We start from the raw sequence: 26,678 nt of genomic DNA on the forward strand, positions 1-26,678 counted from the left end.
GGGTTCCGGGCGGGTGGGTGGTTGACAGGGGGGTGGGTGGGGGTTCTAGGATGCTTCCTGCGTGAAGTATTCGCCATTCCTGCCATTGTCGAGAGTGAGTTCGGGCGGTTAGCGCTTTGCCTGGGCCGGGTGGGTGGCGGGTTCCTGCCATGCGTTTCTCTTGAGCCATCGTCTGTGATGACGGTGGCTTTTTTGTGCGCGGCGATCGGTTCGGGAAACAGTCAATTAAGGGCTGGGAAACGTGGCGGCAATCAAGCGGGCAGAGTCTTTCCCTGCCCGTAAGTCCACTGCGGATCGCCGTGGCGACGTCCCACCCGTCGCCCGGGGGCACCGCCGACGAGTAGTACTACCGCACCGCCTGCCAATCATCGACAGCAATACCTGCCGGCCAGTGCGGGTCGGCACGGAAATCATTCGGCGAACATCGCTCCGCAGGGAGAATGAATGTCACAGTTCCGGGGCCGCCGCATCCTGGCGGGCGCCATGACCCTGATCGCCGCGGCCGCCCTCGCGGGTTGTGGCAGTAAGACCTCCGATGGGAAGGCCACCGCCGGTGTCAGCGCCGACGTATCCGGCGATACCGTCAAGGTCGGTCTGCTCAACTCGCTCTCCGGCACGATGGCCATCAGTGAGGTCACCGTACGGGACTCCATCATGCTGGCCGTCGAGGAGATCAACGCCACCGGTGGTGTGCTGGGCAAGAAGATCGTGCCGGTCGGTGAGGACGGCGCCTCGGACTGGCCCACCTTCGCCGAGAAGGCCGAGAAGCTGATCTCCCAGGACCGGGTCGCCGCCGTCTTCGGTTGCTGGACCTCGGCCAGCCGCAAGGCGGTCAAGCCGGTCTTCGAGAAGAACAAGGCGCTGCTGTTCTACCCGGTGCAGTACGAGGGGCTGGAGCAGTCGCCCTACATCTTCTACACCGGTGCCACCACCAACCAGCAGATCGTGCCGGGCCTGGACTACCTCAAGGCGCAGGGCAAGAAGTCGGTCTACCTGGTGGGTAGCGACTACGTCTTCCCGCGTACCGCCAACAAGATCATCAAGGCGTACGCGGCAGCGAACGGGATGACGGTGCTCGGCGAGGACTACGCCCCGCTCGGCTCCACCGAGTTCGGCACCATCGTCAACAAGGTCCGCTCGTCGAAGGCCGACGCGGTGTTCAACACCCTCAACGGCGACAGCAACGTGGCGTTCTTCAAGGAGTACACCTCCGCCGGGCTGACCGCCGCGCGCATGCCCGTGGTGTCGGTGTCGATCGCCGAGGAGGAGGTCAAGGGGATCGGCACCCAGTACCTCGCCGACCAGCTGACCGCCTGGAACTACTACCAGACCACCCCCGGCGCGGCCAACCAGAAGTTCGTCGCCGCCTACAAGGCGAAGTTCGGCGCGGACAAGCCGACAAGCGACCCGATGGAGGCCGCCTACGTCGCGGTGCACCTGTGGAAGGCGATGGTCACCAAGGCCGGCTCCTTCGATGTGGAGAAGGTCCGGACCGCCTCCGGCGGCATCACCTACGACGCCCCGGAGGGCCTGGTCACCGTGGACGGCCCCACCCAGCACATCGCCAAGACCGCCCGGATCGGCAAGGTCGGTGGCGACGGGCTGATCACCGAGGTGTGGAACTCCGGCAAGCCGATCACGCCGGACCCGTACCTGAAGAGCTACCCCTGGGCGAGCGGCCTGAGCTGACCGATCCCGGCCCGGGCGGGAGGCACCCCCGCCCGGGCCGACCCACCACATCGGAGCGCGAACGTGACAGTCCTCTTCGGCCAGCTCTTCACCGGCATCAGCATCGGCGCGGTGCTGCTGCTCGTCGCCCTCGGCCTGGCGCTGACCTTCGGCCAGATGAACGTGATCAACATGGCGCACGGCGAGTTCATCATGGCCGGCGCCTACACCACCTACGTCCTCCAGCAGACCGTGACCGCCGCCGGCTGGTCGCTGCTGGTGGCACTGCCTGTCGCCTTCGCGGTGGCCGGCACCATGGGCGTGCTGCTGGAGGTGCTGCTGATCCGCCGCCTCTACGCCCGTCCGCTGGACACCCTGCTGGTCACCTGGGGCGTCTCGCTGATGCTCCAGCAACTGGCCCGGGACGTCTTCGGCAGCCCCAACGTGCAGACCCGGGCCCCGGCGCTGCTGACCGGCAACGTGGCTCTGCCCGGCGGGCTCACCGTCGCCAACAACCGGCTGTTCATCCTCGCGCTCGCGCTGGCCGCAGTGCTGGCGCTGACCCTGGCCCTGCGCCTCACCCCGCTCGGGCGGCGGATCCGCGCGGTGGTGCAGAACCGCGACCTCGCCGCCGTCTCCGGCATCCCCACCGCCCGGGTCGACCGGACCACCTTCTTCATCGGCTCCGGGCTGGCCGGCGTCGCCGGGGTCGCGCTGACCCTGCTCGGGCCGATCGGCCCGACGATGGGCACCAACCTCATCATCGACGCCTTCCTGGTCGTCGTGGTCGGCGGCATCGGCCAGCTCAAGGGCAGCGTGATAGTCGCCTTCGCGCTGGGCGTGCTCCAGGCCACCGGCGAGTACCTCACCACCCTCAGCGTCGCCAAGGTGATCGTCTTCGTGGCGATCGTGGCGTTCCTCCAGTGGCGGCCCCAGGGGCTGTTCACCCTGCGTACCAGGAGCCTCGCATGAGCGCCGCGCCGCTGGTCGGCACCGATCCCGCCAGCGTGGCCGCAACACCTCCGGGCGGCCGGCGGGGCCGGCGGTTCGACGGCCCGGCGCGGACCGCCGTCGGGTTCGCCCTCGGTGCGGCGCTGCTGTTCGCCGTCGCCCCGCTGGCCCTGTCGGACTTCCGGCTGTCGCTGCTGGCCAAGTACCTCTGCGTCGCGATGGTCGCGGTCGGCATCGGCATCGCCTGGGGCCGGGGCGGCATGCTCACCCTCGGCCAGGGGGTGTTCTTCGGCCTGGGCGGCTACGCGATGGCCATGCACCTCAAGCTCGCCGACGCCGGCCCCGGCCAGCTGCCCGACTTCATGCAGCTCTACGGCCAGCTCGACGAGCTACCGCTGTGGTGGCGGCCGTTCGCCAGCCCCTGGGTCGCCCTGCCGGCCACCGTGCTGCTGCCGATGGCTGTCGCGTTCGGCCTCGGCTCGCTGGTCTTCCGCCGCCGGGTACGCGGCGCCTACTTCGCCATCCTCAGCCAGGCGCTCGCCGCCGCGATGGTGATCCTGCTGGTCGGCCAGCAGGGCACCACCGGCGGCACCAACGGCCTCACCGACATCCAGGGCTTCTTCGGGTACGACCTGGACGACCCGGTCAACCAACGGATGGTCTACTTCGTCATCGCCGCCAGCCTGCTCGCGTTGCTGGCGCTGGCCCGGCAGCTCATCCGCAGCCGCTACGGCGAACTGCTGGTCGCGGTCCGCGACGGCGAGGAGCGGGTCCGCTTCCTCGGCTACGACCCGGCCGGCGTCAAGCTCGTCGGTTACGTGGTCGCCGCCGGGATGGCCGGGCTGGCCGGGGCGCTCTTCGTCCCGGCGGTGGGGATCATCTCACCGGCGCTGATCGGGATCGTGCCGTCCATCGAGTTCGTCATCGGCGTCGCGGTGGGTGGCCGGGCCACCCTGCTCGGCCCGGTGCTCGGCGCGGTCGCGGTGGCCTGGGCGCGTACCGCCCTGTCGGAACGTTTTCCGGGCACCTGGACGTACCTGCAGGGGTTGCTGTTCGTGCTGGTGGTGGCGTTCCTGCCGGGCGGCCTGGCGTCGCTGTGGGCGCTGGCCCGGCAACGCCGGTCGGACCCGGTCGGCGCGCGGCGGTGGCGGCGGTCCCGGCCGGCGGACCCGGCCGAGGCCCGGACGGAGGTGTCAGCGGCATGACCGGCGAACAGCTCGACGGCCTGTGCGTACGCGACCTGCGGGTCACCTTCGACGGGTTCACCGCCGTCGACGGGGTCGACCTCGACGTGCCGCCCGGGGACATCCGCTTTTTGATCGGCCCCAACGGTGCGGGCAAGACCACAGTGGTCGACGCCGTGACCGGGCTGGTCCGGGCCACCGGCTCGGCCCGCTTCGGTGACCGGGAACTGCTCGGCCGGGACGTGCACCGCATCGCCCGGCTCGGCATCGGCCGCACCTTCCAGACCGCCTCGGTCTTCGAGGAACTGACAGTGGTGCAGAACCTCGACATCGCCGCCGGGGCCAGCCGGAGCTGGTGGACGTTGGCCCGCCGGCGCAACCGGATCCCCGACGAGGTGGCCGCCGCGCTGGAGACGATCGGGCTGACCGACCGGGGCGACCAACCGGCCGGTGCGCTGGCGCACGGGCAGAAGCAGTGGTTGGAGATCGGCATGCTGCTGGTCTCCGACGCCCGGCTGCTGCTGCTCGACGAGCCGGTCGCCGGGATGAGCCACGAGGAACGCGACGCCACGGGCGCCCTGCTGGAGACGGTCAGCCGGGACCGCACCGTGGTGGTCATCGAACACGACATGGACTTCCTGCGCCGCTTCGCCCGCAGCGTGACCGTGCTGCACGCCGGTCGGGTGCTCAGCGAGGGCACGGTCGCCCAGGTCCAGGCGGACCCCCGGGTGCAGGAGGTCTACCTCGGCGTCGACACCGCACCGGAGGCGTGATGTTGGAGTTGCGCGGCGTGCACGCCGGCTACGGACGCAGCGAGGTGCTGCACGGGGTGGACGTGGCGGTCCCCACCGACGGAGTGGCCGCCGTGCTCGGCCACAACGGCGCGGGCAAGAGCACCCTGCTGCGGGTCGCCGTCGGGCTGCTGCGCCCCCGCACCGGCACGGTCACCCTCGACGGCGAGGACGTCACCCGGCTCGCCCCGCACCAGCGGGTCGCCCGGGGCCTGGCGTACGTGCCGCAGGGGCAGCAGTGCTTCCCGCACCTGACGGCGGCGGAGAACCTGCGACTGGTGGCCGACGGCCGCCGCGACGGGGCCGCCGCCACCGCCGAGGCGCTGGACCTGTTCCCGGCGCTGCGGACCCTGCTGCGGCGGCGGGCCGGGCTGCTCTCCGGCGGCCAGCGCCAGCAGTTGGCCATCGCCCGCGCGCTTGTCACCCGGCCCCGGCTGCTGCTGCTCGACGAACCCACCGAGGGCATCCAGCCCTCGGTGGTCGCCGAGATCCAGGACCGGATCGTCGAGCTGGCCACCCGGGCCGGCATCCGGGTGCTGCTGGTGGAGCAGCACCTCGGCTTCGCGCTGCGGGTGGCGACCCGGCACTACGTGCTGGAGTCCGGGCGGGTCACCGCCACCGGGGACGGTGGCAGCGGCGCCGAGCAGGCGGTCCGCCGGGCGCTCGCGGTCTGAGCGGACGCCGGTGCGGCCGATCCCGGTCGGCCCGGTCCCGACCGGTCGGAGTGCCGGTACGGACGCGGGATCCTGGACACTCACCGTTCGCCGCGGACGGTGAGCGTCCAGGATCCCGCCCGTTTCGATCGCGACGGGAGGACCCGCCGGGGTGTGGTCACGCGAGCCGTACGGCGTCGCCCTCCACGGAGATGGCCTTGGCGGGCAGTGGCTGCCGGGCCGGGCCGCTGCGGACGGCGCCGTCGGCGATGTCGAAGACGCTGTTGTGGCAGCCGCAGACGATGGTGCCGTCCTTGACCGAGGTGACCGTGCAACCCTGGTGGGTGCAGGTCGCCGAGAACGCCTTGAAGGTGCCGGCGGCGGGCTGGGTCACCACCACCCCCTCGGTCTTGAAGATCTTTCCACCGCCGACCGGGATGTCCGCCACCGCGGCCAGGGCGGCGGGCGCGGGCGGTGCCGCCCCGGGCGCGGCCGGCGAACCGGACGCCCCTCCCGCCGACGGCGCGGCGGAGGAGCCGCCACCGGAGGGCCCGCCACCGGAGGGCCCGGCGGCCGGTGCGGAGGCGGCGGGCGCGGAGGCGGCCGGTGCGGAGGTCGGCTCGCCGTACGTCTGGCACCCGGTGAGCAGGGCGGCCACGCCCGCGCCGCCGGCACCGGCCAGCAACGTCCGCCGCGACGGGCAACCGGTCGTACGTTCGTCGCACATGGCTGTGCCGTTCCTCTCCCGGATCACGTGCCGACCCCGAACGTGGTGAAGTACCACAGCGAGGAGGTCACCCAGATTCCCATCAGGACGGTGAAGAGCAGGCCACCGGCCACCGGCAGTACCCACCCGGCGAGCCCCTGCTTGGGCAGCGCCAGCATCTTCATGGTGAACACGCCGAAGAACAGGCAGCCGAACAGCGAGTGCAGCAGGGTCCGGGCGTCATAGTCGGCGAAGCCCAGCGCGTAGAGACAGTGCACCGCCACCGGAACGGTCAGCAGGAACGCCACGCGTCCGCTCCACCGGTGTGCCGCGCCCGCCCAGGAGGGCGAGAAACCGCCGAGCCGGCCCCACATCGCCATCGCGGAGAGCAGCTGCACCACGGCGAACAGCGCCGCGCCGCTGCCCAGCCAGACCTTGACCGTCATCGGGCTGGAGAAGCCGGCCACGCTGACCGCGATCCCGGTGGGTTCGTGCATCCGGGCGTACGCCCCGATCGCGACCGTGACCGCCGACCCGATCAGCAGCGGTACGACGAGCGAGGCCGGTGGTGCGCCGGTCGGGACGGGGGGGATCACGACGGGCGGGCGGTCGGGCAGCACCCGGACGGACGGTCCGTCGTCCATGTCGCGTCCGCCGGTCTCGAACCTCTGGCGGGCGTTCATCACTCACCGGCATCCGGGTCGGCCGTCACCGGCTGCGCGTCGAGGGTACGACCATCGAGGATGGTGGTGCCGAACGCCGGGTCCAGCGGCGGGGCGGGCACCGGCGTGCCGTCCCGGGTGACCACCCCGATCTGGCTGCCGTCCGGCAGCATGATCCAGCCGCCGTCGACGCCGGCCCGGCGCTGCTGTGCGGTGGCCCGGTAGAGCACCGGGTCGGCCTTCTTGGTCTGCTTGGCGGTGAACTTCCACCGTCGTTGGCCCACCACCATCTCACCGGAGGCTGTGCCGTTGGCGAACGTGCCGGTGAGCACGGCGCCCTGCTTGCCGGTCAGCTTCATCCGACCGTCGGCCGCGGTGCCGTCGAGCCACACCTCCAGGCTCTTGCCGTCACATACGTACGCCTTGGCCTTGCCGTCGGTGACGGTGATCGCGATGGTCGCGCCGCCGTCGAGCCGGCCGGTCCAGTTGGAATCCGCTCCGGCAACCGGTGCCGCCCTGGTGGGCGCCGGCGCGGCGGGCGTCGCGGACGCGCCCGGTTGTCCCCGCTGCTCCGCCGGGGCGTCACCCGGCGCCGACGGCTCGGCCGGGGCATCGCCCGGCGGTGCGGTGGACGGGGCGGCAGCCTCCGGCGCGACCGAGGCGGTCGCCGCCTGCGGTTCGGCCGATCGCGGCGCGGCCTGTGCGCTCATCGCGAACAGGACGGCAGCCATGCCGGTCCCGGTCAGCAGGGTGAGCAACGGGGTCATGCGCTTCATGAGCAGCTCCCTTCACCGGGATGTACGCGGTCGGGGCGCCTGTCGTTCAATTTTCGTGGAGATCATCACGGACGGACGGACGCGTGGTCGGCTCGTCGCCAGGAGTCACCAGCGTCGTCGTGGCCCGCGGGTGCGGGCATCCCGCCCGGGGGATGGCGTGACGGCCGGTCCCGGTCCGGCCGGCCGATAGGGTGTCGGGCATGGCCGCCGTGTTTCCGTACCCCTGTGCGGCCCGGTGACCGGGTCCGGCGTGCCCGCACCCGGACAACGGCGGCCCCCCGGCCCCGGGGCTGCCGGCCCGCCCGGCCTGGCCGAGCGGTGTGCCCGGATCACCCGGTCGCGTCCCTTCGAGGCGGCGATCGTGGTGCTCATCATGGCCAACGCGGCGGTGCTGGGGGTGGAGACGTACCCGGATCTCGGGGTGGCCCGGCCGGTGCTGCACTGGCTGGAGCTGGCCTTCCGGGTCGCCTTCGTCGTCGAGATCGTCGTGCGGGTGCTGGCGTACGGGCGTCGGCCGCAGGACTTCCTCCGGCACGGGTGGAACGTGTTCGACCTGGTGGTGATCGCGGCGATCTTCCTCCCCGGGTTGCACGGTGACTCGGCGTTGCTGCGGGTCGTCCGGGTCGCCCGGGTGCTGCGGCTGGTGCGTTTCTCACCGGGACTGCGCACCATCGTCGCCGCGCTGTGGCGCAGCCTGCCCGGCGTCGGCGGGTTCCTCGCGCTGGCCATGGTGACCCTCTACGTGTACGGCATGGCCGGGTGGTTGATCTTCGGTCGGGCGTACCCCGAGCAGTACGGCGACATCGGCCGGTCGTTGCTCACCCTGTTCGTGCTGCTGTCCCTGGAGACCCTGCCGGATCTGGTCGAGCAGGGCCTGGCACTGTCGCCGTGGACCCTGCTCTACTACGTCAGCTACGTGATCATCACGGTCAACCTGCTGCTGAACATCCTGATCGCGGTCATCGTCAACTCGATGGAGGAGGCCCGCCGGCTGGAGATGACCGAGCGGCTGGCGCCCGGCTACGACGGCGACGGCGACGGCATCCCCGACGAGGTGGACCGGATCGCCCTCACCCAACGCCTGGACGACCTGCGGGCGGTCATCGCCGAGTTGGAACGGGAGCTGCGCATCGACCGCGACGAGCCACCGGGCCGCCACCGGCCCGTCACCGACCGCACCGACGCCCGCTGACCGGCCGCTTCCCCGATCCGTCGCCGGCCGCACCGACGCCCGCTGACCGACCGCTTTCCCGATCCGTCGCCGGCCGTCCGCTGCCCCGCCGACCGCCCCTCGGTGGTGGCCTGACGTCCCACTCTCCCACCTGGTGGAACGGTGGCGGTGGGCGTTCGGGTCCTGATCATGATAGGGATGAAGGGGCGCGCGGCCGTTACCGGCCGACGCCCCTGGCGATGGTGGGCGAGGGAGGTCGGCATGCGGTTCGAACGTACGGTCATTCCCGGGGTCGGACTCTGCCAGCGCTTCGCCACCGCGCACGGCCAACAGGCCGGCGTCATCTCCCACCCCGGTGGGCGGCGCGACGTGGTGATCTACCACCCGGAGGACAGCGACACCGCGCTCTGCACGCTGGTGCTCGACCGGTCCGAGGCGCAGGCCGTCGCCGGGGTGCTCAACCAGGCGGTCACCGTCGACCACCTCGCCGAGCTGGAACGCCAACTCCCCGGCGTCACCGTGGTCCGAATACCCGTCACCGTCGGAAGTGTGGGCGACGGACGGCGCTGGCGGGACACCGCACTGTCCCGCCGACCGTTGTCGCTGCTGGCGGTGGTCCGTGCCGGCCGGGTCGTCCCGACCCCCGGCGACGACTACGTCCTGCTCGCCGGCGACGAAGTGGTCGTCGCGGGTGCGGAAGCGGCCACCACGACCGCCGTGGACGTGCTCGCCGGCCACTGACCGGGCACTGCGACAAACCGACCAACCAGGTGACGCCACCACTGCGGTGGCCGCGCGACCCGAGGACGTCCGTCCCCGCGCCGCCGGTCCCGCACAGCCCCGAACGGGTGGGTGGCTCCCGACACTGATCTTCGAGGAGGGTGTGTGCTGGTCCTGGTGGCCGTCCACGCACTGGCAGCCGTGGTCGCCCCGGGGCTGGTACGCCGTTTCGGACGCCGCGCGCTCTATGCCGTCGCGTTGGCCCCGGCGGCCACGCTGGTCTGGGCGCTGACCCGTGCCGGTGGGGTCCGGGCGGGTGAGCGGGTGGTGGAGACCTGGCCGTGGGTACCCCGGATCGGGCTGGAACTCGCCCTGCGGATGGGCACCCTGTCCTGGCTGATGGTGGTGCTCGTCGGCGGGGTCGGCGCGCTGGTGCTGGCGTACAGCGCCCGCTACTTCCGGTCCGACGACCCAGGGCTGGGTCGCTTCGCATCGGTCTTCGTCGCCTTCGCCGGCTCCATGCTCGGCCTGGTCGTCTCCGACGACCTGCTGCTGCTCTACGTCTTCTGGGAACTGACCACCGTCTTCTCGTACCTGCTGATCGGGTACGACCCGGCGAAGCGGGCCAGCCGGCGGGCCGCCATGCAGGCGTTGCTGGTCACCACCCTGGGCGGGCTGGCGATGCTTGCCGGTTTCGTGATGCTCGGCCAGCACGCCGGCAGCTACCGGTGGTCGGTCGTCGCCACCGACCTGCCCGGCGGCGGTTACCTGGTCACCGCGCTGATGCTGATCCTGCTGGGGGCGCTGAGCAAGTCGGCGATCGTGCCGTTCAGCTTCTGGCTGCCCGGCGCGATGGCCGCGCCCACCCCGGTCAGCGCCTACCTGCACGCCGCCGCGATGGTCAAGGCCGGGGTGTTCCTGGTCGCCCTGCTCGGCCCGGCCGTCGCCGGGGTCACCGCCTGGCGGATGGTGCTGCTCGTCGCCGGCCTGGCCACCCTCTTCCTCGGTGCCTGGGTGGCACTGCGCCAGACCGACCTGAAACTGCTCCTCGCCTACGGCACGGTCAGCCAGCTCGGGCTGCTGATGGTGGTCCTGGGCGCCGGCACCCGGGACGCCGCCCTGGCCGGTGCGGCGATGGTGCTGGCACACGCCCTGTTCAAGGCCACCCTGTTCCTCGTCGTCGGGATCGTCGACCACACCACCGGCACCCGGGACCTACGCGAACTCAGTGGCCTCGGCCGGCGCGCGCCGGCCCTGGCCGGGGTGGCCGTGCTGGCCGCCGCGTCGATGGCCGGGCTGCCGCCGATGGCCGGCTTCGTCGCCAAGGAGGCCGCCTTCGAGGCGTTCCAGCACGGCGGCACGGCCGACCTGCTGGTGCTGGCCGGGGTGGTGGCCGGCTCGGCGCTGACCGTGGCGTACACCCTGCGGTTCCTCTGGGGGGCGTTCGCCGGCAAGCCCGGTGTCGCGGCGACCGACCCGCACCCGGTGGGCTTGTCGTTCCTCGCCGCACCGGCGTTGCTCGCCGTGGCCGGGCTGGCGGTCGGCGTCGCCGCCCCGGCCCTCGACGGGCTGCTCGCCCCGTACGCCGACGGTTTCTCCGCCGCCGGGCCCGGCTACCACCTGGCGCTGTGGCACGGCCTGACCCCGGCCCTGGGGTTGTCCGCCCTCGCGGTGGCCGCCGGCGGCGCGCTGTTCCTGCTGCTGCACCGGGGACGGCTGCGGGCGACCCGGCGGACGCCGCTGGACGGCGCGGCCGGCTACGACCGGGTGGTCGCCGGGGTGGACCGGCTCGCCGTGGAGCTGACCGGCGCGACCCAGCGCGGATCGCTGCCGTTCTACCTCGGGATCATCCTGGTGGTGCTGGTGGCGCTGCCGGGCGGAGCATTGCTCACCGGCGGGCCGTGGCCCCGGCAGTTCCGTGCCTGGGACACCCCGTTGCAGGCGGTCGTCGCCGCACTGGTGATCGTCGCCGCGGTGATGGCCGCCCGCGCGTTGCGCCGGCTCACCGCGATGATCCTGGTCGGCGTCGCCGGCTACGGCACCGCCCTGATGTTCGTCCTGCACGGCGCGCCGGACCTGGCGTTGACCCAGTTCCTGGTGGAGACCGTCACCATCGTCATGTTCGTGCTGGTGCTGCGCCGGTTGCCGGTGAAGTTCTCCGAGCGGCCGATCCGGGCCAGCCGGCGCGGCCGGATCGCGATCGGGGTCGCCGTCGGCGCGGTCGTGTCCGGGATGGCCTGGGTCGCGGCGAGCGGTCGGCTGGCCGCCCCGATCTCCGACTGGTTCCCCGACGAGGCGGTCTCCTACGGCGGCGGCAAGAACGTGGTCAACGTGATCCTGGTCGACATCCGGGCCTGGGACACCATGGGGGAGATCGCCGTGCTGGTGGTGGCCGCCACCGGGGTGGCCAGCCTGATCTTCCGCCGCTCCCGGGACCTGGACCGGCGCAGCGCCTTCCCCGGCCCCCGGCCGACGACCGGCGGGCCCCGCTGGCTGACCGCCGGCTTCGAGGCGCACCGGCACTCGGTGATCCTCCAGGTGGTCACCCGGCTGCTCTTCCACGCCATCGTGCTCTTCTCCGTCTACCTGCTCTTCTCCGGCCACAACGCCCCCGGCGGCGGGTTCGCCGCCGGACTGGTCGCCGGCCTGGCCCTGGCCGTGCGCTACCTGGCCGGTGGCCGCCGGGAACTCAACGCCGCCGCACCTGTCGACGCCGGCGCGGTGCTCGGCGCCGGGCTCTTCCTCGCCGTCGGCACCGGAGTGGTCGCGATGCCGCTGGGCGGGGAGTTCCTGCAGAGTGCGGTGCTCGACCTGCACCTGCCCCTGCTGGGCAAGGTCCACTTCGTCTCGTCGGTCTTCTTCGACGTCGGCGTCTACCTGATCGTGGTCGGCCTGGTGCTGGACATCCTGCGCAGCCTCGGCGCCGAGATGGACCGCCAGCAGGAGGACGCCCGCGACGACGTACGGGACAAGGAGCTGGTGTGACCCCCAACCTCACCTACATCGTGGTGGTCGGTGTGCTCTTCGCCGCCGGGGTGACCCTGCTGTTGGAACGCAGCCTCACCCGGGTGCTGATGGGCGTCATCCTGCTCGGCAACGGGGCCAACCTGCTGCTGCTCACCGGCGGCCGGGCCGGTGGCCCGCCGATCGTCGGCACCTCCGACCAGGCGGAGATGAGCGACCCGCTGCCCCAGGCGATGGTGCTCACCGCCATCGTCATCACCCTCGGCATGACCGCGTTCCTGCTGGCGCTGTCGTACCGCAGCTGGCACCTCAACGGCCACGACGAGGTGCAGGACGACGTGGAGGACCGCCGGATCATGGACCTGGCCGACCGGGACGAGGGGCCGGGCACCGACGACGCCGACCAGCCCGACTCCGACGACCAGCCCGACCCCGATGGCCGGCCCGATCCGGACAGCCGCCGGCCGTCGGCGGCCTCGGTCGCGGCGGTGGCCGCCGAGCGGGGGCGGGACGCGTGAACTACCTCGTCCCGCTGCCGGTGGTGATGCCACTGCTCGGCGCGGCCCTGACCCTGCTGCTTGTCAGCCGGCCCCGCGCGCAGCGCTGGGTCAGCCTCACGGTGCTCACCGCGACCGTCGCGGTGGCCGCCACCCTGCTGGTCCGCGCCTCGATCGACGGGCCGCTCGTGGTCGAGGTCGGCGGCTGGGTCGCGCCGCTGGGTATCGTGCTCGTCGCCGACCAGCTCGCCGCGCTGATGCTCGTGGTGTCCGCCGCCGTCACCCTCTGCGTGCTGGTGTACTCCATCGGGCAGGGCATGGCCGACGGGCACGAGGACACCCCGCTGTCCGTCTACCACCCCACCTACCTGGTGCTCACCGCCGGCGTGTGCAACGCCTTCCTCTCCGGTGACCTGTTCAACCTCTACGTCGGCTTCGAGATCCTGCTGGTCGCCAGCTACGTACTGCTCACCCTGGGCAGCACCGAGACCCGGATCCGGGCCGGCACCACGTACGTCGTGGTCAGCCTGCTGTCGTCGTTGATCTTCCTGGTCGCGATCGGGTTGGTCTACTCCGCCACCGGCACGCTCAACCTGGCGCAGCTCGTCGACCGGCTCGACGCGCTGCCGGACGACCTGCGGCTGGTGCTCCAGGGGATGCTGCTGCTCGCCTTCGGGATCAAGGCGGCGGTCTTCCCGCTGTCGGCGTGGCTGCCCGACAGCTACCCGACCGCGCCCGCGCCGGTCACCGCCGTCTTCGCCGGCCTGCTCACCAAGGTCGGCGTGTACGCCATCATCCGCACCGAGACGCTGCTGTTCCCCGGCGGCCGGACCGCCGACCTGCTGCTGGTGGTGGCGGCGCTGACCATGCTGGTCGGCATCCTCGGCGCGGTCGCCCAGTCGGACATCAAACGACTGCTGTCGTTCACCCTGATCAGCCACATCGGGTACATGCTGTTCGGGGTGGGGCTCAGCTCGTCGCTCGGGTTGGCCGCCGCGATCTTCTACGTGGTGCACCACATCACCATCCAGACCACTCTCTTCCTCGCCGCCGGCCTGGTCGAACGCCGGGGCGGCAGCACCGCGCTGGACCGCCTCGGCGGACTGGCCCGGCTGTCGCCGCTGCTCGCCGTGCTGTTCTTCGTCCCCGCGCTGAACCTGGCCGGAATCCCACCGTTCTCCGGCTTCCTCGGCAAGCTCGGCCTGGTCCAGGCCGGGGTGGACGACGGCGGCCCGCTGGCCTGGGTGCTGGTCGCGGGCGGGCTGCTGACCAGCCTGCTCACCCTCTACGCCATCGCCCGGGTGTGGAACCTGGCTTTCTGGCGTCGGCCGCACCCCGAGATGCCCGAGCCGCAGGACAGCGTGCACACCGTCCGCACCGACGGGGTGGAGCAGCCCTACCGGGGGCCGGACCGTGACGCCCACCCGGGCGCGATGCTGCCCCGCCTGATGATCGCGCCGACGGTCGCCCTGGTGGTGCTCGGGCTGGCGTTGACAGTGGTGGCCGGGCCGCTGTTCGACCTCAGCTCCGACGCCGCCGACGACCTGCTGCGGCGCACCCCGTACGTCGAGGCCGTCTACCCCGGGGGTACCCCGTGAGCCACGATCAGTCCGCCGAGGTCAGGTCGCCGCAACCTTCCGGGGAGCCGCCATCGCCGGAGCATCCCGAGGACCTGCCGCTGACCCCGGCGGCCCGACGCCGTAACCGGGCAGTCGCGATGGTCGTCCTGGTCACCGTCTGGGTGCTGCTCTGGGGGACGCTGAGCTGGGCCAACGTGCTCGGTGGGCTGGTCGTGGGGCTGGTCGTGCTGACCGTCTTCCCGCTACCCCCGGTGACCTTCGCCGGGCGGCTGCACCCGCTGCCGTTGCTGCGGTTCACCTGGCGCTTCCTGCGCGACCTGGTGGTGGCCAGCGTCCAGATCGCGGCGCTGGCGTTCCGCTTCGGGCACACCCCGCAGGGTGCGATCATCGCGGTGCCGCTGCGGGTCCGCTCCGACCTCAACCTGACCCTGACCGCCGAGGCGCTGTCCCTGGTGCCGGGCAGCCTCATCGTCGAGGTCGACCGGGACACCGGCACCCTCTACGTCCACGTCCTCGGGGTGCGCACCCGCGAGGAGGTCGAGCGGTTCCGGGACGGGGTGCTGGAGTTGGAGGCCCGGTTGATCGAGGCGATCGGCTCGACGCAGGAACTGCGTCTGGTCCGCGAGCACACACCGTCCGCCGCCCTGGAAGGGACATCGAGATGACCGCTGTCGCCGTGATCGTCACCGTGCTGCTGGCGGTGGCCGGCGCGCTCACCCTCATCCGGATCGTCAGGGGGCCGTCCGTGCTCGACCGGGCCGTCGCCACCGACGTGCTGCTGGCCATCGTGGTCGCCGCCGTGGCGACCGAGGTCGCCTACAGCCGGGACGCGACAGCGCTGCCGATCCTGGTGGTGCTGGCCATCCTCGGCTTCGTCGGCTCGGTCAGCGTCGCCCGGTTCGCCACCCGCCGGGACGACAGGTGAGCGTCGACGCGGTGCTGGACGTGGTGGCCGCGGTCTGCCTGCTCGGCGGCGCCCTGCTCAGCCTGGCCGCCGGGGTCGCCCTGGTCCGCTTCCCCGACCTGCTGTCCCGGATGCACGCCGCCGCCAAACCCCAGGTTCTCGGCCTGCTGCTGGTGCTGCTCGGTTGCGCGCTGCGGCTGCGGACCGGGGTGGACGTCACCACGCTGGTGCTGGTCGGCGTGTTCCAGCTCGCCACCGCGCCGGTCGCCGCGCACATGATCGGCCGGGCCGGTTACCCGCACGACCGGATCCGCACCGACCTGCTGATCACCGACGAACTCGCCGCCCACCTCGACCGGCTCCAGGCCGACCGGCGGCCCTGACCGGGGCGGCCGGGTCGGGGGACCCGGCCCGCGACGGTCAGGGTGCCTCGACGACCTCCCGGCCGAGCGGCCAGAAGGCCGCCGGGACGAGCTTGAAGTTGGCGATGCCGAACGGGATGCCGATGATCGTGACGCAGAGCGCGATCCCGGCGAGCAGGTGGGACAGCGCCAGCCACCAACCGGCCAGCAACACCCACAGCACGTTCGCCAGCCCCGACGGCACACCGGCCCCCGGCTTGGCGACCAGGGTGCGGCCGAACGGCCACAGCGAGTACGACGCCAGCCGCAGCGAGGCCACCCCGAACGGGATGGTGATGACGAGGACGAAGCAGATCACCGCGGCGACGAAGTAGCCGAGCGCCAGCACGATTCCGCCACCGAGGATGAGCCACAGCACGTTCAGGACGAAGCGAATCATTCCTCCATAGTGACCAGCGCCCGCCACCGTGCCGACAGGGCCGGGCGGAGATCCGTCGACCGGGCTCGAACCGGCGTCCAACCGGTCCCTAGCCGGCCGCTCCACCGCTGAGCTACGACGGATCTCCGCGGTCCCACCGACTGGGCTCGAACCAGCGTCCACCCGGTGAAGAGCCGGGCGCTCTACCGCTGAGCTACGGCGGGGCACCAGCGATGCTGCCGGATCAAGGAGTCGACTGTCCACCGGATTGTGGTAACTCACGGAGGACCACGTCGGCCGGTACCTGGATCGCGCTGCCGTGCATCGGGCGGCCGGAGAAGACGCCGGCCGAGCGCAGTGCCGCCGCCCACACCGGGTCGACGACGGCCACCCCGTGCACGAGTTCCGGTGTCGGCCGGAAGGTGCCGACCGCCCCGGCCGGTCGGGGCGCCAGCCACCCGCACCGCTCGCCGTCGACGCCGGCCTCGGCGCAGGCCGCCGCCACGTCCGCCCGGGTACAGGTGGCGGTGCCGTCGAGGACGTCCCAGGGCAGCGGCAGCCGCGCCCAGACCGTCGTGTCGGGGTGCAGGCCCCTGCCGGTGGACCGGTGCCAGGCCGCGAGGTCCGCCGCGATCAGCAGCATCGCCTTGCCCGGACAGGCCGCGTCGAGCAGGTCGAGGCTACCGGTGGCGGCCAGGGTGGCGATCCACGCCGTACGGGCGGTGTTGTATGCGCCGCAGAGCAGGTTCCACGTCGACGAGTCGTTGCCCCGACGGACGACCATCGTGGCCCGGTCGAACTCGCTGGCCGACCAGATCCGGGCCAGCAACTCGGCGACCTGGCGCATAGTGGCCCACCAGCGACCCAGCAGCTCACCACGTTGCCGGTCGGTGAGCCGGGCGAGGACCTCCGGGGTCGGATGGACCTGCGCGATCATCCACCAGTCCGTGTCGGGGGCGGCAACACACTGCCGGAACAGCAGATCGGCGATCTCGTCGTACGGGTTGTCCCGTCCGGACAGGGTGAACTCGCGGCGCAGCTTGCGCCGGGCGGTGAGGTACGCGACGAAGCAGGCGGCCCAGGGATCGGCCACGAAGGTCGCCAGCGGGAGACCGGCGGCGAACCCGGAGCGGGCCACCAGGGTGAGCTGCCGCCGGGTCTGCCCGGCTCCGAGCCGTCCGGCCTTGGCGGCCACCCGCCGGGTCACCCGGAACCGCCGGTTGTACTGCCGCTTGGACAGCTCGATTCCGGCGGCGACCCGGTCCGCCCGGTTCAGCCGGTCCCGCTGGAAGTCGAGCCGGTGCTCGTCCCGCACGCCGAGGGACTCGCCGAGCCGGCGGGTGAAGTCGAGCAGTGACGTCGGGTCGTCCGGGTCGACGCCGTCGTCGGGCAGCGTGAACAGTCGCCGCGCCGCGTCGACCTGGCGGGTGCCGCCGACCGGGCGGGCGAAGTCGTCCGACATGGAGCTCTCGCCGTGCCACCGGGATGCCGCGCGGGCGGCTCGACCCAGCAGCATGCGGTCCCGCTGGTCGAATCGGTCGCCGACGGCCCGGAACACCAGGTGGGCGACCTCCTCCGGTCGGGGCCGCCGGTCGAGGGTGGCGTACAGCGCGATCAGCGCGTCCGACGGGGACAGTTCGGCGAGGGACATGCGGGTGATGGTGACAGCGGCCGGAGCGGTCGGGCAATCCGATTCGCCGGCACTGCGGGCCGTTTCTCCCACGTCGGCGCTGCCCCCTGGTGGCACGGTTGACCGTCACCTCGGCCGGCCAATCATGATCTTATGTACCGATGATCAATCCCACTCCTCTCATGAGTCTCGTCGCCGGCGTCTGGGGCTTCAAGACCCTCGCCGTCGGGGTCGAGTTCGGCCTGTTCACCCGGTTGGCCGGCGGGCGGACCATCACCGTGGCCGAGGCCGCCGCCGAGTTCGGACTCGACGAACGCCCGGCCGACCTGCTGCTGGCCGCCAGCGCGTCGCTCGGGCTGCTCGACAAGGCCGGCGACGGCTACCGCAACTCCGAACTGGCCGAGCAGTTCCTGGTCGAGGGGCAGCCGTACTACTTCGGCGCCCAGGTCCGCTACTCCGACCTGCGCACCTACCTGCCCTGGCACCGGGTGGGGGAAGCGCTGCGCGGCAACCGGCCGCTGACCTGGGACCCGCAGCAGCAGAAGTCCCTGTTCGACACCGCCGACTCGGAGCTGGTGGCCCAGTTCTGGGATGCCATGTTCGCCACCTCCCGGTTCACCGCCCGCGCGCTGGCCGACGCGTACGACTTCGGCCGACACCGTCGGCTGCTCGACGTGGGCGGCGGGGCCGGGGCGTTCCCGATCGAGTTCTGCCAGCGGCTACCGCAGTTGCGGGCGACCATCCTGGACCTGCCGCACGTCTGCGTCCGGGCCGAGGAACGGATCGCGGAGGCGGGGCTGACCGGGCGGATCGGCGCGGTCGCCGGTGACTTCCTCGCCGACCCGGCCCTGCCGGAGGGGCACGACGTCATCCTGCTCAGCATGATCCTGCACGACTGGGACGAGCCGACCAACCGGGCGCTGCTGGCCCGCTGCCACGCCGCGCTGCCACCCGGTGGCGCGATCGTCGTCTCTGAGTTGCTGCTCAACGACGAGCGCACCGGCCCGCCGGAGGCCGCCCTGATGGGCATGAACATGCTCATCGAGACCGAGGGCGGCAAGAACTACTCCGGCGCGGAGTACACCGCCTGGCTGGTCGACGCCGGCTTCGTCGACGTCCGTACGGTGCCCTTCGACGCACCCGGCGCCAACGGCGCGGTGGTGGCCCGCCGGCCCTGACCGCGTGCTCCGGCCCGCCGCCCGGACACCGGTGCGGCGTGCCGGCGGCGACCCGTCGGCGCGGACGGCATCCGCGCCGACGGGTCAACGCCGACGGGGTCAGCCCGGCTTGTACGCGGTGACCAGCTCCCACCCGCCGGGCAGCACCGCCACCCGGGTGAAGCCGACCTCGGCGAGCAGTCCGGTGTAGAACTCGACCTCCCGCAGCCGGCTCACACAGCTGTCCACCCCGATCAGGAAGTAGCTCCAGAAGAACTGCACGGCCAGCCGGTCCGGGGTGCGGAACTCCTCGCCGATCAGCAGCAGCCCGCCCGGCTCCAACGCCGCGTACGCCTGCTCGACCAGGTGTCGGGCCACGTCGTTGGGCCAGTCGTGCAGCACCCGGACGAACGCCATCGCGTCGTAGCCCGACGGCAGCGGCCCGGCCAGGAAGTCGCCGCCGACGAACCCCAACCGGTCGGGATGACCCCGGGCGATCCGGGTGGCCGTCACCAGAGGGGACACCGGCGGCAGGTTGAACACGTCGGCCCGCAGGTCGGGGGCGGTGTCGAGGATGTGCGCGGCGAGCGTGCCGTCGCCACCGCCGACGTCCAACAGGCGTCGCCGGTCCGGCCAGAGCCGGTCGGCGTGCCGGTGCAGCGTCTCGATCACCGGGCCGAGCCCGGCGGCCATGCTGCGTTCGAAGTCGGCGGTCTGCGCGTCGGTCTTCGGCGGCCAGGCGAAGTCGTCGTCGGTCATGCCGACCTCACCGCGCAGGCTCTCGGCGAGCCGGCCGTGCAGCACCCGCCACGGGTAGCGGTCCCGGTCCCGTTCGATCGCGTCCGGGCCGACCGCCGCCACCACGGCGTCCCGCAGCCCCGGCACCGCCCGGTAGGTGGCGGCGGCGATGTCGTCGCCGGGCTCGTGCCGGGTGACGCAGCCGAGGGTCTCCAGACAGTCGAGGAACTTGTAGAGCCGCAGCGGGCGCACCCCGAACCGGGCGGCCAACGCGTCGAGGCGTACCGGGCCGGGTTCCAGCGCGTCGAGCAGGCCGAGGGCCAGCGCGGTCTCCAGCACGTCGACGGCCTTGGGCCCGTTGAAGAGCAGGCTCATCAGCGCCCGGGGCGACAGGGTGACGGTCACCGGCACAGCTCCTCGTCCAGCGCGTCCATGAACGCGTCCACCTCGTCGAGGGTGTTGTAGACGTGCGGTCCGACCCGCAGCCAACCCCGCCAGCTGCAGATCATGCTCCGCGCGGCCAACCGCCGCTTGACCGCCTCGCCGTCGGCGACGTCGAGGCACACCACCCCGCCGCGACGCTCCGGGTCGGTGGGGCTGACCACCGTGATACCGGCCGCCGCCGCCCGGTCCAGGACCCGCTGGGTGAGGGCCAGCGAGTGCCGCCGGATCGCCGCGGTGCCGACCCCCGCCAGCAGGTCCAGGCCGACCTGGGAGGCCAGCGAGGTCAGCGGGTACGGCGTACCGCCGGCGAAGCGTTGCGCTCCCGCCGCCCAGCCGGTCGACGGGCGGAAGGTCAGCGCCCGGTCGCCGGCCTGCCAGCCGGTGGCCGCCGGTGCCAGGCGCTCCACCAGGTCGGGGCGGACGTAGAGGAAGGCGGTGCCGACCCCGCAGAGCCACTTGTGCGCGCCGCCGAGGACGATGTCGACGCCGAGCGCGGTCACGTCCAGCGGGACCACCCCGACGGTCTGGAAGGCGTCCACCACCACCAGGGCGCCGACGTCGTGGGCGCGGGCGACCAGCCGGGGCAGGTCGACGGTGGCCCCGGAGGAGAAGCTGGCATGCGGTACGCAGACCAGCAGCGTCCGCTCGTCGACCCGGGCCAGCAGGGCGTCCTCGTCGAACCGGGGTCCACCGGTGCCGACCACGTCGAGCCGCGCGCCGTAGCGGCCGAACGCGGTGCCGATGAACGGCACCGTCGGGTACTCCAGGTCGGTGGTGACGATCCGGTCCCGTGGCGGGCGGTAGTCGAAGCAGGACAGCACCCGGGCCAGCAGGGTGCTCAGGTTGGCGTCGGTGACCACGCTGCCGGCGGGTGCGCCGAGCAGCGCGGCCACCGAGTCGGCGTACCGGTCGAGGCCGACGTGCCAGCCCTGCCACACGTCGTCGCGCCAATCGCGCAGGGTCTCCCAGTAGCCGGCGAGCACCTCCTCGACGCCCCGGGGCACCGCGCCGGTCGAGTTGTTGTTCAGGTAGACGCACGTCTCCAGCAGCGGGAACTCGGCGCGCAGGGCGGCGTGGGCGGCGGCGTCGAGGCACCGCGCCGGGAGGGTGTCGGATCCGCTCACTCGGGGCGGCCTCCAATCGGGTCGGTCCGGGATGGACGGGGATCGGTGGACACGGCGGTGAAGACCGGCACGGAGCGGACGGCCGCCAGGTAGGGGGTGCCCTCGGTGTAACCGGTGCCGGTGCGGGAGCCGAGCATCCGGACCGCCAGCCGGTGATGGGTGCGTCGCCAGGTCAGCACGGCCTCGGCGAAGGCCGCCATCTGCTGGCGGACCAGGGTGTGCTCGGTTCCCCGGAGCCGGCCGTCGCGGACCGCCGCCCGGTAGGCCTGGTCGATCGACGGCTGGCCGGCCCGTACCAGGTCGCGCACCTCCGGCACCGACCGGTACGCGGTGGAGTCCAGCCGGGCCGGCTCCGGGGTACGGCACAGCGACTCCATCAGCTTGTAGGAGCGGGACTGGATCGCGCTGGCCCCCTCGGTGTACTCGCGGAACGTCCGGAACGCCGCCGGTTGCATGGTGGCCAGCAGCGAGAACAACGCCCCGGCCCCGCCGATCAGCTCCCGGGCGTACGCCAGCCGGGCGGCGGCCTGGCGGGGTCGACCGGTGCCCAGCGCGGTGATCGTGGCCCGCAGCTCCTCGGCGACCCCGGCGAAGAGGCACTCGTACGCCTGGAGCACCCGGATGAACAGGTACTCGTCGTGGGAGACGTAGACCGGCAACATGCTCAGCCGCAGGACCCGCTCCCGGGCGGCGTCACGACCGGTGACGGCGAGCCGGTGCAGCGCCACCGCCGCGGTGACCGGGTCCGGGTCGGTGACCGTCCCGGCCAGACCGAGCCGGGTGAGGGCGGCGAATCCGGCCCGTACCCCGAGCCGGCACCGCTTGGTCACCAGCATCGGTCCCGGCCGCTGCTCGGGGAGCAGGTCGGTGCCGTCGGTCGAGGCGGCCAGCTCGAAGGCGACGGCGTCGGCGACGAGGTCGACCAGGAGCCGGTCGCGCTCCCGCCGCCCGACGGCCGGTAGAGGGAGCAGGGGCAGGGCCAGGTAGCTGAGGTAGTCGTACCGGGCGTCCCACTTGTCGAGCGCCACGTCGAGGAAGGCGGACAGCTGGCGGTCGGGGGCCGCTCGGGCGTTCACCTGGGCGCGGAGCTGGTCCAGTAGGGCAAGGAGTTCTTTTTTGACGAAGTGTTTACCGACTCGATTGAATTCGGCGACTACCGCGTGGTAGGGGAATTGTTCGGGGTCGGCCGTACCGGACGACCAGTTCGTCAGCTCACGCACGAACCGCACCTCGGATGGGGATCGGTCAGGGACAGCGCCGACGATTCTTCGAGTGGCGCGGCTCGTCATGCCTGTGCGGTGCGGGAATGGGTCGCCGCCGGTACGTCGGTGTCCGGCCGGGCCGACCGCAGCTCGGGGAAGAACCGGTGTCCGATGAGCTTGGCGAGCACCGTCGCCGGGCTCCCCGGAGACCCGGCGGGGGCGTGCCCGCCGACCCGCAGGGCGACCTCGTAGTGGCGTACCCGCCACTGGGAGACCCGCTCGTCCCAGGCGGTCATCGCCTCGGCGAGCCGGCGGGTCGGGTCGGTCGGATCCAGCGCGCCGAGCCTGCCGCCCCGGGTGGCGAGGTGCGCGGTGAAGGCCCGGCCGAGCTGTCGGCTCACCGTCGCCACCCGTCGCCACCCGGGTGACTCGGCGCCGGATCCGTTGCCCAGTGCCGGCTGCATCGCCTGGAAGTCGACAGGTGACAGGTGGCGGAACATCTCCAGTTGGTCGGTGACCAGTCGTACCGCGAGCATCGCGCGCTCCAGTAGCGACGCTGCGGCCTGCGGGTCGTCGGCCGTGGTCCGGGCGACGGCCTCGGCCAGCTCGGCCTCGGCCAGCTTCAGCCACAGCTCGGCGGACTGGTGCACCACCTGGAAGAGCAGCTCGTCGCGGTGCAGCATGTCCGCCGGGTCGCGTTGCAGATCGAGCAGCTCGTCGGTGCGCATGTAACGGGCGTAGTCCGTAGCGCCGCCGCCCGGCAGCACAGGTGACTGGTCACGTTTCATGAATATCCCTCCGGTGAACGCCGGCGCGGCACGGATCCCGGCGCTCAACGGCGGCAATTATGCAACGAACATCAGCAATGTGTCACCCCCGACTTTTGTATTCTTCGGCCGCCTGTCGAGGGATGAATCACGTTTTTCCGGCCGGATCGCCGGTGCGGGCAGAATGAATTGTGTCCGGCCGGCGTCGATGATTGCCTGCTGAGTGGCGGGTCAAGCGGGAAGTGGGGTGCCGGGGTGGACCACGCCACCCTCGTTACCGAGAGTGGCTGTTTGCCTACCTGCTGGTCGTGTGGTGGGGTTCTCCTGACGTGCCGGGCGCGGTCCCGCCGCAGCGCTCTCGGCGGTGGTGGGTGATCTGTTTCGGATTCACGAGGGGGTGCCATGACGACTGCGCCGATCTCCGGCTCGCGGCTGATCGACGGCTTCGGCGAGGTGTCCATCCGACCGGTGGAACCGGACCGGGACGTCGGGCTGATCCACGACTGGGTGACCCGGGAACGGTCCCGGTTCTGGGGCATGGGCGATGCCAGCCGGGAGCGGGTCCACGAGATCTACACGTACCTGGACTCGTCGACCACCCACCACGCCTACCTGGTCCACCGGGACGGCCGGCCGGTGGCGCTGTTCCAGACCTACGAGCCGGCCGCCGACCCGGTCGGGGGGTGCTACGACGTACGCCCCGGCGACTTCGGCATCCACCTGCTCATCGGCCCCCCGGACGGCGGGGTGGAACCCGGCTTCACCGGTGTGCTCCTCGACGCCTTCCTCGCGTTCGTGCTGGCCGACCCGGCCCGGCTGCGCATCGTGGCCGAGCCGGACGCGCGCAACGCGCGGGCCGTCGACCGGCTGGTCCGCGCCGGCTTCGTGCCCGGCCCGCAGATCGACCTGCCGGACAAGCGCGCCCAACTGCTCTTCCTCGACCGGTCGGCGGTGCGCGGCTGAGCGGGGCCGCCACGCCGACCCGGGCCGCCATGCCCGCCATGCTCATGCCATGCCCGCCGGGCAGTCGGGCAGCGGACCCGCCATGCTCATGCCATGACCGCCGGGCGCCTTGCCCGCCGGGGCCGGTCGGGGCGCGGCGCGGAGCGGCGGTGGCGTCCCCGAACGGGGGGCTGGTGGGCCGGGTGGCCATCCACCAATCTGGTTAGGTTAGCCTCACCTACATGTTTGGTGATCGAGTTCGCCCGTCGGGGGAGCGCGCCCGTGCCACGGGCGGCGGGACCGCGACCCTGCCCGTCGCACCGTGGCGACTGTTCGACGTGCAGGTACGCACGGTGCGTCGGCTCAGTCCGTCCTTCCTCCGGGTCACCTTCACCGGACCGGGCCTCGACCGGTTCGCCGACAACGGTTACGACCAGCGGATGAAGCTGGTGCTGCCGTTGCCCGGCCGGCGCGGCGTCCAACTGCCCGGCGGCGTCGACTGGTACGCCCACTGGCGGGCGCTGCCCGAGGACGAACGCTGTCCCATCCGCACGTACACCGTTCGGGCGGTCCGGCCGTACCTGGCCGAGGTGGACGTGGATCTGGTGCTGCACGGTGACAGCGGCCCGGCCGGTCGGTGGGCGCTGCGGGCCCGCCCCGGCGACGAGGTCGGCCTGCTCGGGCCGGACGCCGGTTACCACGGTGACCACGGCGGCCTCGAGTTCCGTCCGCCGCCCGCCGGTCGGCTGCTGCTGGCCGGGGACGAGACCGCCGTACCCGCGATCTGCGCCATCCTGGAGCGCCTGCCGCTCGACGCCCGGGGGCAGGCGCTGCTGGAGGTGCCGGACCGGGCCGACGTACTGCCGGTCGTCGCCCCGCCCGGCGTCACGGTCGACTGGTTGGCCCGCGACGGCGGCGAGCACGGCAGCCGGCTGCTCCCGGCCGTCGCGGCGGCGGCGGAACACCTGCTCCCCACCGGCGGGCCGGTTCCCACTGCCCCGGCCCCCGGCGTGCCTGTCGCGGACGTCGACGTCGACCGGATCCTGCTGTGGGAGGTCCCCACCCCGTCGGCGCCGGTCCCGGTCTACGCCTGGCTGGCCGGTGAGGCCGGCGTCATCCGCGCGCTGCGCCGGCACCTCGTCGCCGAGCGGGGCATGGACCGCCGGGCGGTCGCGTTCATGGGGTACTGGCGCCGGGGGCGCGCGGACCCCGCCTGAGGCGTTTCCTCCGGCTGTGACCCGCGTTACCTCTCGGTGGAGCGGGAATCAGCGAAGCGGATCCGGATTTGAAGCAAGGTGTGACTGTCGCACTGTCCTCCGCCCGGCCGCACCACGACCGGGCGGAGCTTCCCCGATGACCGATGTCGCCCACGACCAGTTGACGAAGGTCGCACCGACGCCGGGTGACCTGATGACCCGGCGGCAACGGGTGCGGCTCGTGCTGGTCCTCGGCTCGCTGATCGCCATCGGCCCGCTGACCATCGACATGTACCTGCCGGCGCTGCCGGCCATCGCCGCCGACTTCGCGACCACCTCGGCGGCGGTCCAGCTGACCCTCACCGGCACGCTCGCCGGGCTGGCCCTGGGCCAGCTGCTGATCGGGCCGTTCTCCGACGCCGTCGGACGTCGTCGCCCGCTGATCGCCGGCCTCACGCTGCACATCGTGGCCTCGGCGCTCTGCGTCGTCGCCCCCACCATCGCGGTCCTCGGCGGCCTGCGGGTGGTGCAGGGCCTCGGCGTCGCCGCCGCCACGGTGGTCGCGATGGCGGTGCTCCGTGACCTGTTCAGTGGCACCGCCTTCGCCACCCTGCTCTCCCGTCTGCTGCTGGTGATGGGTGCGGCGCCGATCCTCGCCCCGACCCTCGGCGGCGGGGTGCTGCGCTGGACCGACTGGCGGGGCGTCTTCGTGACCCTGGCCGTCTTCGGCGTGCTGCTCGTCGTGGTCGCGGTGGTCGGTCTGCCCGAGACCCTGCCGGTCGCGCGCCGGCAACGCGGTGGCGTGTGGCAGACCGTGGGCCTGTACGGCACACTGCTGCGCGACCGCACCTTCGTGGGGCTCGTCCTGGTCGCCGGCCTGGCCATGGCGGCCCTGTTCGCGTACGTCGCCGGTTCGTCGTTCGTCCTCCAGGAGGGGTACGGGCTCGACGAGCAGCAGTTCGCGTTGGCGTTCGGAGCGGGCGCGGTGGGGCTGATCGGGGCGGCCCAGTACAACGTTCGCCTGCTGCGCCGCTACTCACCGCAGCGGATCCTGGTCACCTCGCTGAGCCTCGGGACGCTGGCCGGGTTGGCGCTGCTGGCCTTCGCCGTGACCGGGTTCGGTGGGCTGCCCGCCCTGCTGGTGGCGCTCTGGGTGGTGCTGGGGGCGGCCGGGCTGGCGATGCCGAACGCCCCGGCGCTGGCGCTGTCCCGGCACGGTGAGGCGGCCGGCACCGCGTCCGCCCTGCTCGGTGCCGTGCAGTTCGGCGTCGGTGCGGTGGCCGCGCCGATGGTGGGCGTGCTGGGCAACGGCGCGGTGGCGATGGCCCTGGTGGTGGCCGGCGGCATGGTGGCGGCGCTGGCGGTGCTGTTCCTGGTGGTACGGCCCTCCCGGCTCGCCGACCTGGAGCCGACCTCGGCGGTCGTGGCCGTGCACTGAGCGCTTCGACCCGCCCGCCGCCACGGCGAGGGT

General features: G+C 72.5%; 27 protein-coding genes and 2 tRNA genes. 18 read left to right on the forward strand and 11 right to left on the reverse strand.

Features of this window, described 5'->3' with window-relative positions; all coding sequences use genetic code 11:
• The first annotated feature begins 444 nt into the window (after positions 1-444).
• The 5 genes from urtA to urtE all read left to right on the forward strand — a co-directional run bounded on the left by urtA (position 445) and on the right by urtE (position 5,268).
• Positions 445-1,689: an urea ABC transporter substrate-binding protein gene (gene urtA / locus AC0AIB_RS14700; protein WP_465096880.1), complete on the forward strand. Its 1,245-nt coding sequence runs from the start codon at positions 445-447 to the stop codon at positions 1,687-1,689.
• A gap of 63 nt (positions 1,690-1,752) precedes the next feature.
• Positions 1,753-2,640 carry an urea ABC transporter permease subunit UrtB gene (gene urtB, locus AC0AIB_RS14705; RefSeq protein WP_328346605.1) on the forward strand — a complete coding sequence of 296 codons (888 nt, stop codon included), beginning with the start codon at positions 1,753-1,755 and terminating at the stop codon, positions 2,638-2,640.
• Positions 2,637-3,824 carry an urea ABC transporter permease subunit UrtC gene (gene urtC, locus AC0AIB_RS14710; protein ID WP_328346607.1) on the forward strand — a complete coding sequence of 396 codons (1,188 nt, stop codon included), beginning with the start codon at positions 2,637-2,639 and terminating at the stop codon, positions 3,822-3,824. Before urtB ends, urtC begins: the two co-directional genes overlap by 4 nt.
• The gene (urtD, locus tag AC0AIB_RS14715) at positions 3,821-4,576 is read left to right on the forward strand and encodes an urea ABC transporter ATP-binding protein UrtD (protein WP_328346609.1); all 756 of its coding nucleotides are present in this window, start codon (positions 3,821-3,823) and stop codon (positions 4,574-4,576) included. The genes urtC and urtD overlap by 4 nt, the downstream gene beginning before the upstream one ends.
• Complete coding sequence (gene urtE / locus AC0AIB_RS14720) at positions 4,576-5,268, forward strand: urea ABC transporter ATP-binding subunit UrtE (RefSeq protein WP_328346611.1); 693 nt, start codon at positions 4,576-4,578, stop codon at positions 5,266-5,268. The genes urtD and urtE overlap by 1 nt, the downstream gene beginning before the upstream one ends.
• A 157-nt stretch (positions 5,269-5,425) precedes the next feature.
• Here the strand turns inward: urtE and AC0AIB_RS14725 are convergent, their stop codons facing one another.
• From AC0AIB_RS14725 to AC0AIB_RS14735, 3 genes are read right to left on the reverse strand one after another with little or no spacing between them, the layout of a single operon-like run.
• On the reverse strand, positions 5,426-5,974 hold the full coding sequence (locus AC0AIB_RS14725) for a Rieske (2Fe-2S) protein (RefSeq protein WP_465096881.1): 549 nt from the start codon (positions 5,972-5,974) through the stop codon (positions 5,426-5,428).
• Between the two features lie 23 nt (positions 5,975-5,997).
• Positions 5,998-6,597: a DUF6529 family protein gene (locus tag AC0AIB_RS14730; protein WP_465096882.1), complete on the reverse strand. Its 600-nt coding sequence runs from the start codon at positions 6,595-6,597 to the stop codon at positions 5,998-6,000.
• 38 nt (positions 6,598-6,635) lie between these two features.
• Positions 6,636-7,391, reverse strand: a complete 756-nt coding sequence (locus AC0AIB_RS14735; protein ID WP_465096883.1) for a hypothetical protein — start codon at positions 7,389-7,391, stop codon at positions 6,636-6,638.
• A gap of 250 nt (positions 7,392-7,641) precedes the next feature.
• Between AC0AIB_RS14735 and AC0AIB_RS14740 the strand changes: the two genes are divergently transcribed.
• The 8 genes from AC0AIB_RS14740 (at position 7,642) to mnhG (ending at position 15,610) form a co-directional block, all read left to right on the forward strand.
• A complete protein-coding gene (locus AC0AIB_RS14740) occupies positions 7,642-8,583 on the forward strand; it encodes an ion transporter (RefSeq protein WP_465096884.1) in 942 nt (313 codons plus the stop codon).
• A gap of 240 nt (positions 8,584-8,823) precedes the next feature.
• Positions 8,824-9,303 (forward strand): TrkA C-terminal domain-containing protein, encoded by a 480-nt coding sequence (locus AC0AIB_RS14745; protein ID WP_465096885.1) that lies wholly within the window; start codon positions 8,824-8,826, stop codon positions 9,301-9,303.
• A gap of 144 nt (positions 9,304-9,447) precedes the next feature.
• On the forward strand, positions 9,448-12,267 hold the full coding sequence (locus AC0AIB_RS14750; RefSeq protein ID WP_465096886.1) for a Na+/H+ antiporter subunit A: 2,820 nt from the start codon (positions 9,448-9,450) through the stop codon (positions 12,265-12,267).
• Entirely contained in the window at positions 12,264-12,764 is a 501-nt protein-coding gene (locus AC0AIB_RS14755; protein ID WP_328346624.1) for a Na(+)/H(+) antiporter subunit C, read from the forward strand. Before AC0AIB_RS14750 ends, AC0AIB_RS14755 begins: the two co-directional genes overlap by 4 nt.
• Positions 12,761-14,341, forward strand: coding sequence for a Na+/H+ antiporter subunit D (locus AC0AIB_RS14760; protein ID WP_328346626.1), 1,581 nt, complete (start codon positions 12,761-12,763; stop codon positions 14,339-14,341). Before AC0AIB_RS14755 ends, AC0AIB_RS14760 begins: the two co-directional genes overlap by 4 nt.
• A 74-nt stretch (positions 14,342-14,415) precedes the next feature.
• The gene (locus tag AC0AIB_RS14765) at positions 14,416-14,988 is read left to right on the forward strand and encodes a Na+/H+ antiporter subunit E (RefSeq protein WP_442930809.1); all 573 of its coding nucleotides are present in this window, start codon (positions 14,416-14,418) and stop codon (positions 14,986-14,988) included.
• A complete protein-coding gene (locus tag AC0AIB_RS14770; protein WP_328346630.1) occupies positions 14,985-15,248 on the forward strand; it encodes a monovalent cation/H+ antiporter complex subunit F in 264 nt (87 codons plus the stop codon). The genes AC0AIB_RS14765 and AC0AIB_RS14770 overlap by 4 nt, the downstream gene beginning before the upstream one ends.
• Positions 15,245-15,610, forward strand: a complete 366-nt coding sequence (gene mnhG / locus AC0AIB_RS14775) for a monovalent cation/H(+) antiporter subunit G (protein WP_328346632.1) — start codon at positions 15,245-15,247, stop codon at positions 15,608-15,610. Before AC0AIB_RS14770 ends, mnhG begins: the two co-directional genes overlap by 4 nt.
• A 37-nt stretch (positions 15,611-15,647) precedes the next feature.
• Here mnhG and AC0AIB_RS14780 read toward each other — a convergent pair whose 3' ends face one another.
• From AC0AIB_RS14780 to AC0AIB_RS14795, 4 genes are all read right to left on the reverse strand, one after another.
• Entirely contained in the window at positions 15,648-16,028 is a 381-nt protein-coding gene (locus tag AC0AIB_RS14780; protein ID WP_328346634.1) for a YccF domain-containing protein, read from the reverse strand.
• A gap of 50 nt (positions 16,029-16,078) precedes the next feature.
• Positions 16,079-16,150 (reverse strand) — tRNA-Pro (locus AC0AIB_RS14785).
• A gap of 9 nt (positions 16,151-16,159) precedes the next feature.
• Positions 16,160-16,231: transfer RNA gene (locus tag AC0AIB_RS14790), tRNA-Lys, on the reverse strand.
• Positions 16,232-16,251: 20 nt separating this feature from the next.
• Positions 16,252-17,658, reverse strand: coding sequence for a hypothetical protein (locus AC0AIB_RS14795; RefSeq protein ID WP_465096887.1), 1,407 nt, complete (start codon positions 17,656-17,658; stop codon positions 16,252-16,254).
• 140 nt (positions 17,659-17,798) lie between these two features.
• Here AC0AIB_RS14795 and AC0AIB_RS14800 point away from each other — a divergent pair, with 140 nt between their 5' ends.
• Positions 17,799-18,815, forward strand: a complete 1,017-nt coding sequence (locus AC0AIB_RS14800) for a methyltransferase (protein WP_328346638.1) — start codon at positions 17,799-17,801, stop codon at positions 18,813-18,815.
• 99 nt (positions 18,816-18,914) lie between these two features.
• Here AC0AIB_RS14800 and AC0AIB_RS14805 read toward each other — a convergent pair whose 3' ends face one another.
• The 4 genes from AC0AIB_RS14805 to AC0AIB_RS14820 are packed head-to-tail and all read right to left on the reverse strand — an operon-like array spanning position 18,915 to position 23,090.
• On the reverse strand, positions 18,915-19,937 hold the full coding sequence (locus AC0AIB_RS14805) for a methyltransferase (protein ID WP_328346640.1): 1,023 nt from the start codon (positions 19,935-19,937) through the stop codon (positions 18,915-18,917).
• Complete coding sequence (locus tag AC0AIB_RS14810) at positions 19,934-21,100, reverse strand: aminotransferase class V-fold PLP-dependent enzyme (RefSeq protein ID WP_328346642.1); 1,167 nt, start codon at positions 21,098-21,100, stop codon at positions 19,934-19,936. The genes AC0AIB_RS14805 and AC0AIB_RS14810 overlap by 4 nt, the downstream gene beginning before the upstream one ends.
• The gene (locus AC0AIB_RS14815) at positions 21,097-22,329 is read right to left on the reverse strand and encodes a tryptophan 2,3-dioxygenase family protein (protein WP_328346644.1); all 1,233 of its coding nucleotides are present in this window, start codon (positions 22,327-22,329) and stop codon (positions 21,097-21,099) included. The genes AC0AIB_RS14810 and AC0AIB_RS14815 overlap by 4 nt, the downstream gene beginning before the upstream one ends.
• A gap of 56 nt (positions 22,330-22,385) precedes the next feature.
• Positions 22,386-23,090: a tryptophan 2,3-dioxygenase family protein gene (locus tag AC0AIB_RS14820; RefSeq protein WP_465096888.1), complete on the reverse strand. Its 705-nt coding sequence runs from the start codon at positions 23,088-23,090 to the stop codon at positions 22,386-22,388.
• Between the two features lie 13 nt (positions 23,091-23,103).
• Between AC0AIB_RS14820 and AC0AIB_RS14825 the strand changes: the two genes are divergently transcribed.
• The 4 genes from AC0AIB_RS14825 to AC0AIB_RS14840 all read left to right on the forward strand — a co-directional run bounded on the left by AC0AIB_RS14825 (position 23,104) and on the right by AC0AIB_RS14840 (position 26,645).
• Positions 23,104-23,292 carry a hypothetical protein gene (locus AC0AIB_RS14825; RefSeq protein ID WP_328346648.1) on the forward strand — a complete coding sequence of 63 codons (189 nt, stop codon included), beginning with the start codon at positions 23,104-23,106 and terminating at the stop codon, positions 23,290-23,292.
• A 179-nt stretch (positions 23,293-23,471) separates the two neighbouring features.
• On the forward strand, positions 23,472-24,032 hold the full coding sequence (locus AC0AIB_RS14830; RefSeq protein ID WP_328346650.1) for a GNAT family N-acetyltransferase: 561 nt from the start codon (positions 23,472-23,474) through the stop codon (positions 24,030-24,032).
• Between the two features lie 221 nt (positions 24,033-24,253).
• Positions 24,254-25,228 (forward strand): siderophore-interacting protein, encoded by a 975-nt coding sequence (locus tag AC0AIB_RS14835; protein ID WP_465096889.1) that lies wholly within the window; start codon positions 24,254-24,256, stop codon positions 25,226-25,228.
• Positions 25,229-25,421: 193 nt separating this feature from the next.
• Positions 25,422-26,645 (forward strand): multidrug effflux MFS transporter, encoded by a 1,224-nt coding sequence (locus AC0AIB_RS14840; RefSeq protein ID WP_442930810.1) that lies wholly within the window; start codon positions 25,422-25,424, stop codon positions 26,643-26,645.
• Positions 26,646-26,678 lie beyond the last annotated feature (33 nt).

Source organism: Micromonospora sp. DSM 43699, from assembly GCF_055517075.1.

Bases quoted from the DNA above. Each gene is read 5' to 3' on its own strand.
- AC0AIB_RS14820 (WP_465096888.1), bottom strand. From the start codon at position 23,090: ATGAAACGTGACCAGTCACCTGTGCTGCCGGGCGGCGGCGCTACGGAC.
- urtC (WP_328346607.1), top strand. From the start codon at position 2,637: ATGAGCGCCGCGCCGCTGGTCGGCACCGATCCCGCCAGCGTGGCCGCA.
- AC0AIB_RS14735 (WP_465096883.1), bottom strand. From the start codon at position 7,391: ATGAAGCGCATGACCCCGTTGCTCACCCTGCTGACCGGGACCGGCATG.
- AC0AIB_RS14795 (WP_465096887.1), bottom strand. From the start codon at position 17,658: ATGTCCCTCGCCGAACTGTCCCCGTCGGACGCGCTGATCGCGCTGTAC.
- AC0AIB_RS14770 (WP_328346630.1), top strand. From the start codon at position 14,985: ATGACCGCTGTCGCCGTGATCGTCACCGTGCTGCTGGCGGTGGCCGGC.
- urtA (WP_465096880.1), top strand. From the start codon at position 445: ATGTCACAGTTCCGGGGCCGCCGCATCCTGGCGGGCGCCATGACCCTG.
- AC0AIB_RS14745 (WP_465096885.1), top strand. From the start codon at position 8,824: ATGCGGTTCGAACGTACGGTCATTCCCGGGGTCGGACTCTGCCAGCGC.
- urtE (WP_328346611.1), top strand. From the start codon at position 4,576: ATGTTGGAGTTGCGCGGCGTGCACGCCGGCTACGGACGCAGCGAGGTG.
- AC0AIB_RS14725 (WP_465096881.1), bottom strand. From the start codon at position 5,974: ATGTGCGACGAACGTACGACCGGTTGCCCGTCGCGGCGGACGTTGCTG.
- AC0AIB_RS14780 (WP_328346634.1), bottom strand. From the start codon at position 16,028: ATGATTCGCTTCGTCCTGAACGTGCTGTGGCTCATCCTCGGTGGCGGA.
- AC0AIB_RS14830 (WP_328346650.1), top strand. From the start codon at position 23,472: ATGACGACTGCGCCGATCTCCGGCTCGCGGCTGATCGACGGCTTCGGC.
- AC0AIB_RS14840 (WP_442930810.1), top strand. From the start codon at position 25,422: ATGACCCGGCGGCAACGGGTGCGGCTCGTGCTGGTCCTCGGCTCGCTG.
- AC0AIB_RS14835 (WP_465096889.1), top strand. From the start codon at position 24,254: ATGTTTGGTGATCGAGTTCGCCCGTCGGGGGAGCGCGCCCGTGCCACG.
- AC0AIB_RS14800 (WP_328346638.1), top strand. From the start codon at position 17,799: ATGATCAATCCCACTCCTCTCATGAGTCTCGTCGCCGGCGTCTGGGGC.
- urtD (WP_328346609.1), top strand. From the start codon at position 3,821: ATGACCGGCGAACAGCTCGACGGCCTGTGCGTACGCGACCTGCGGGTC.
- AC0AIB_RS14730 (WP_465096882.1), bottom strand. From the start codon at position 6,597: ATGGACGACGGACCGTCCGTCCGGGTGCTGCCCGACCGCCCGCCCGTC.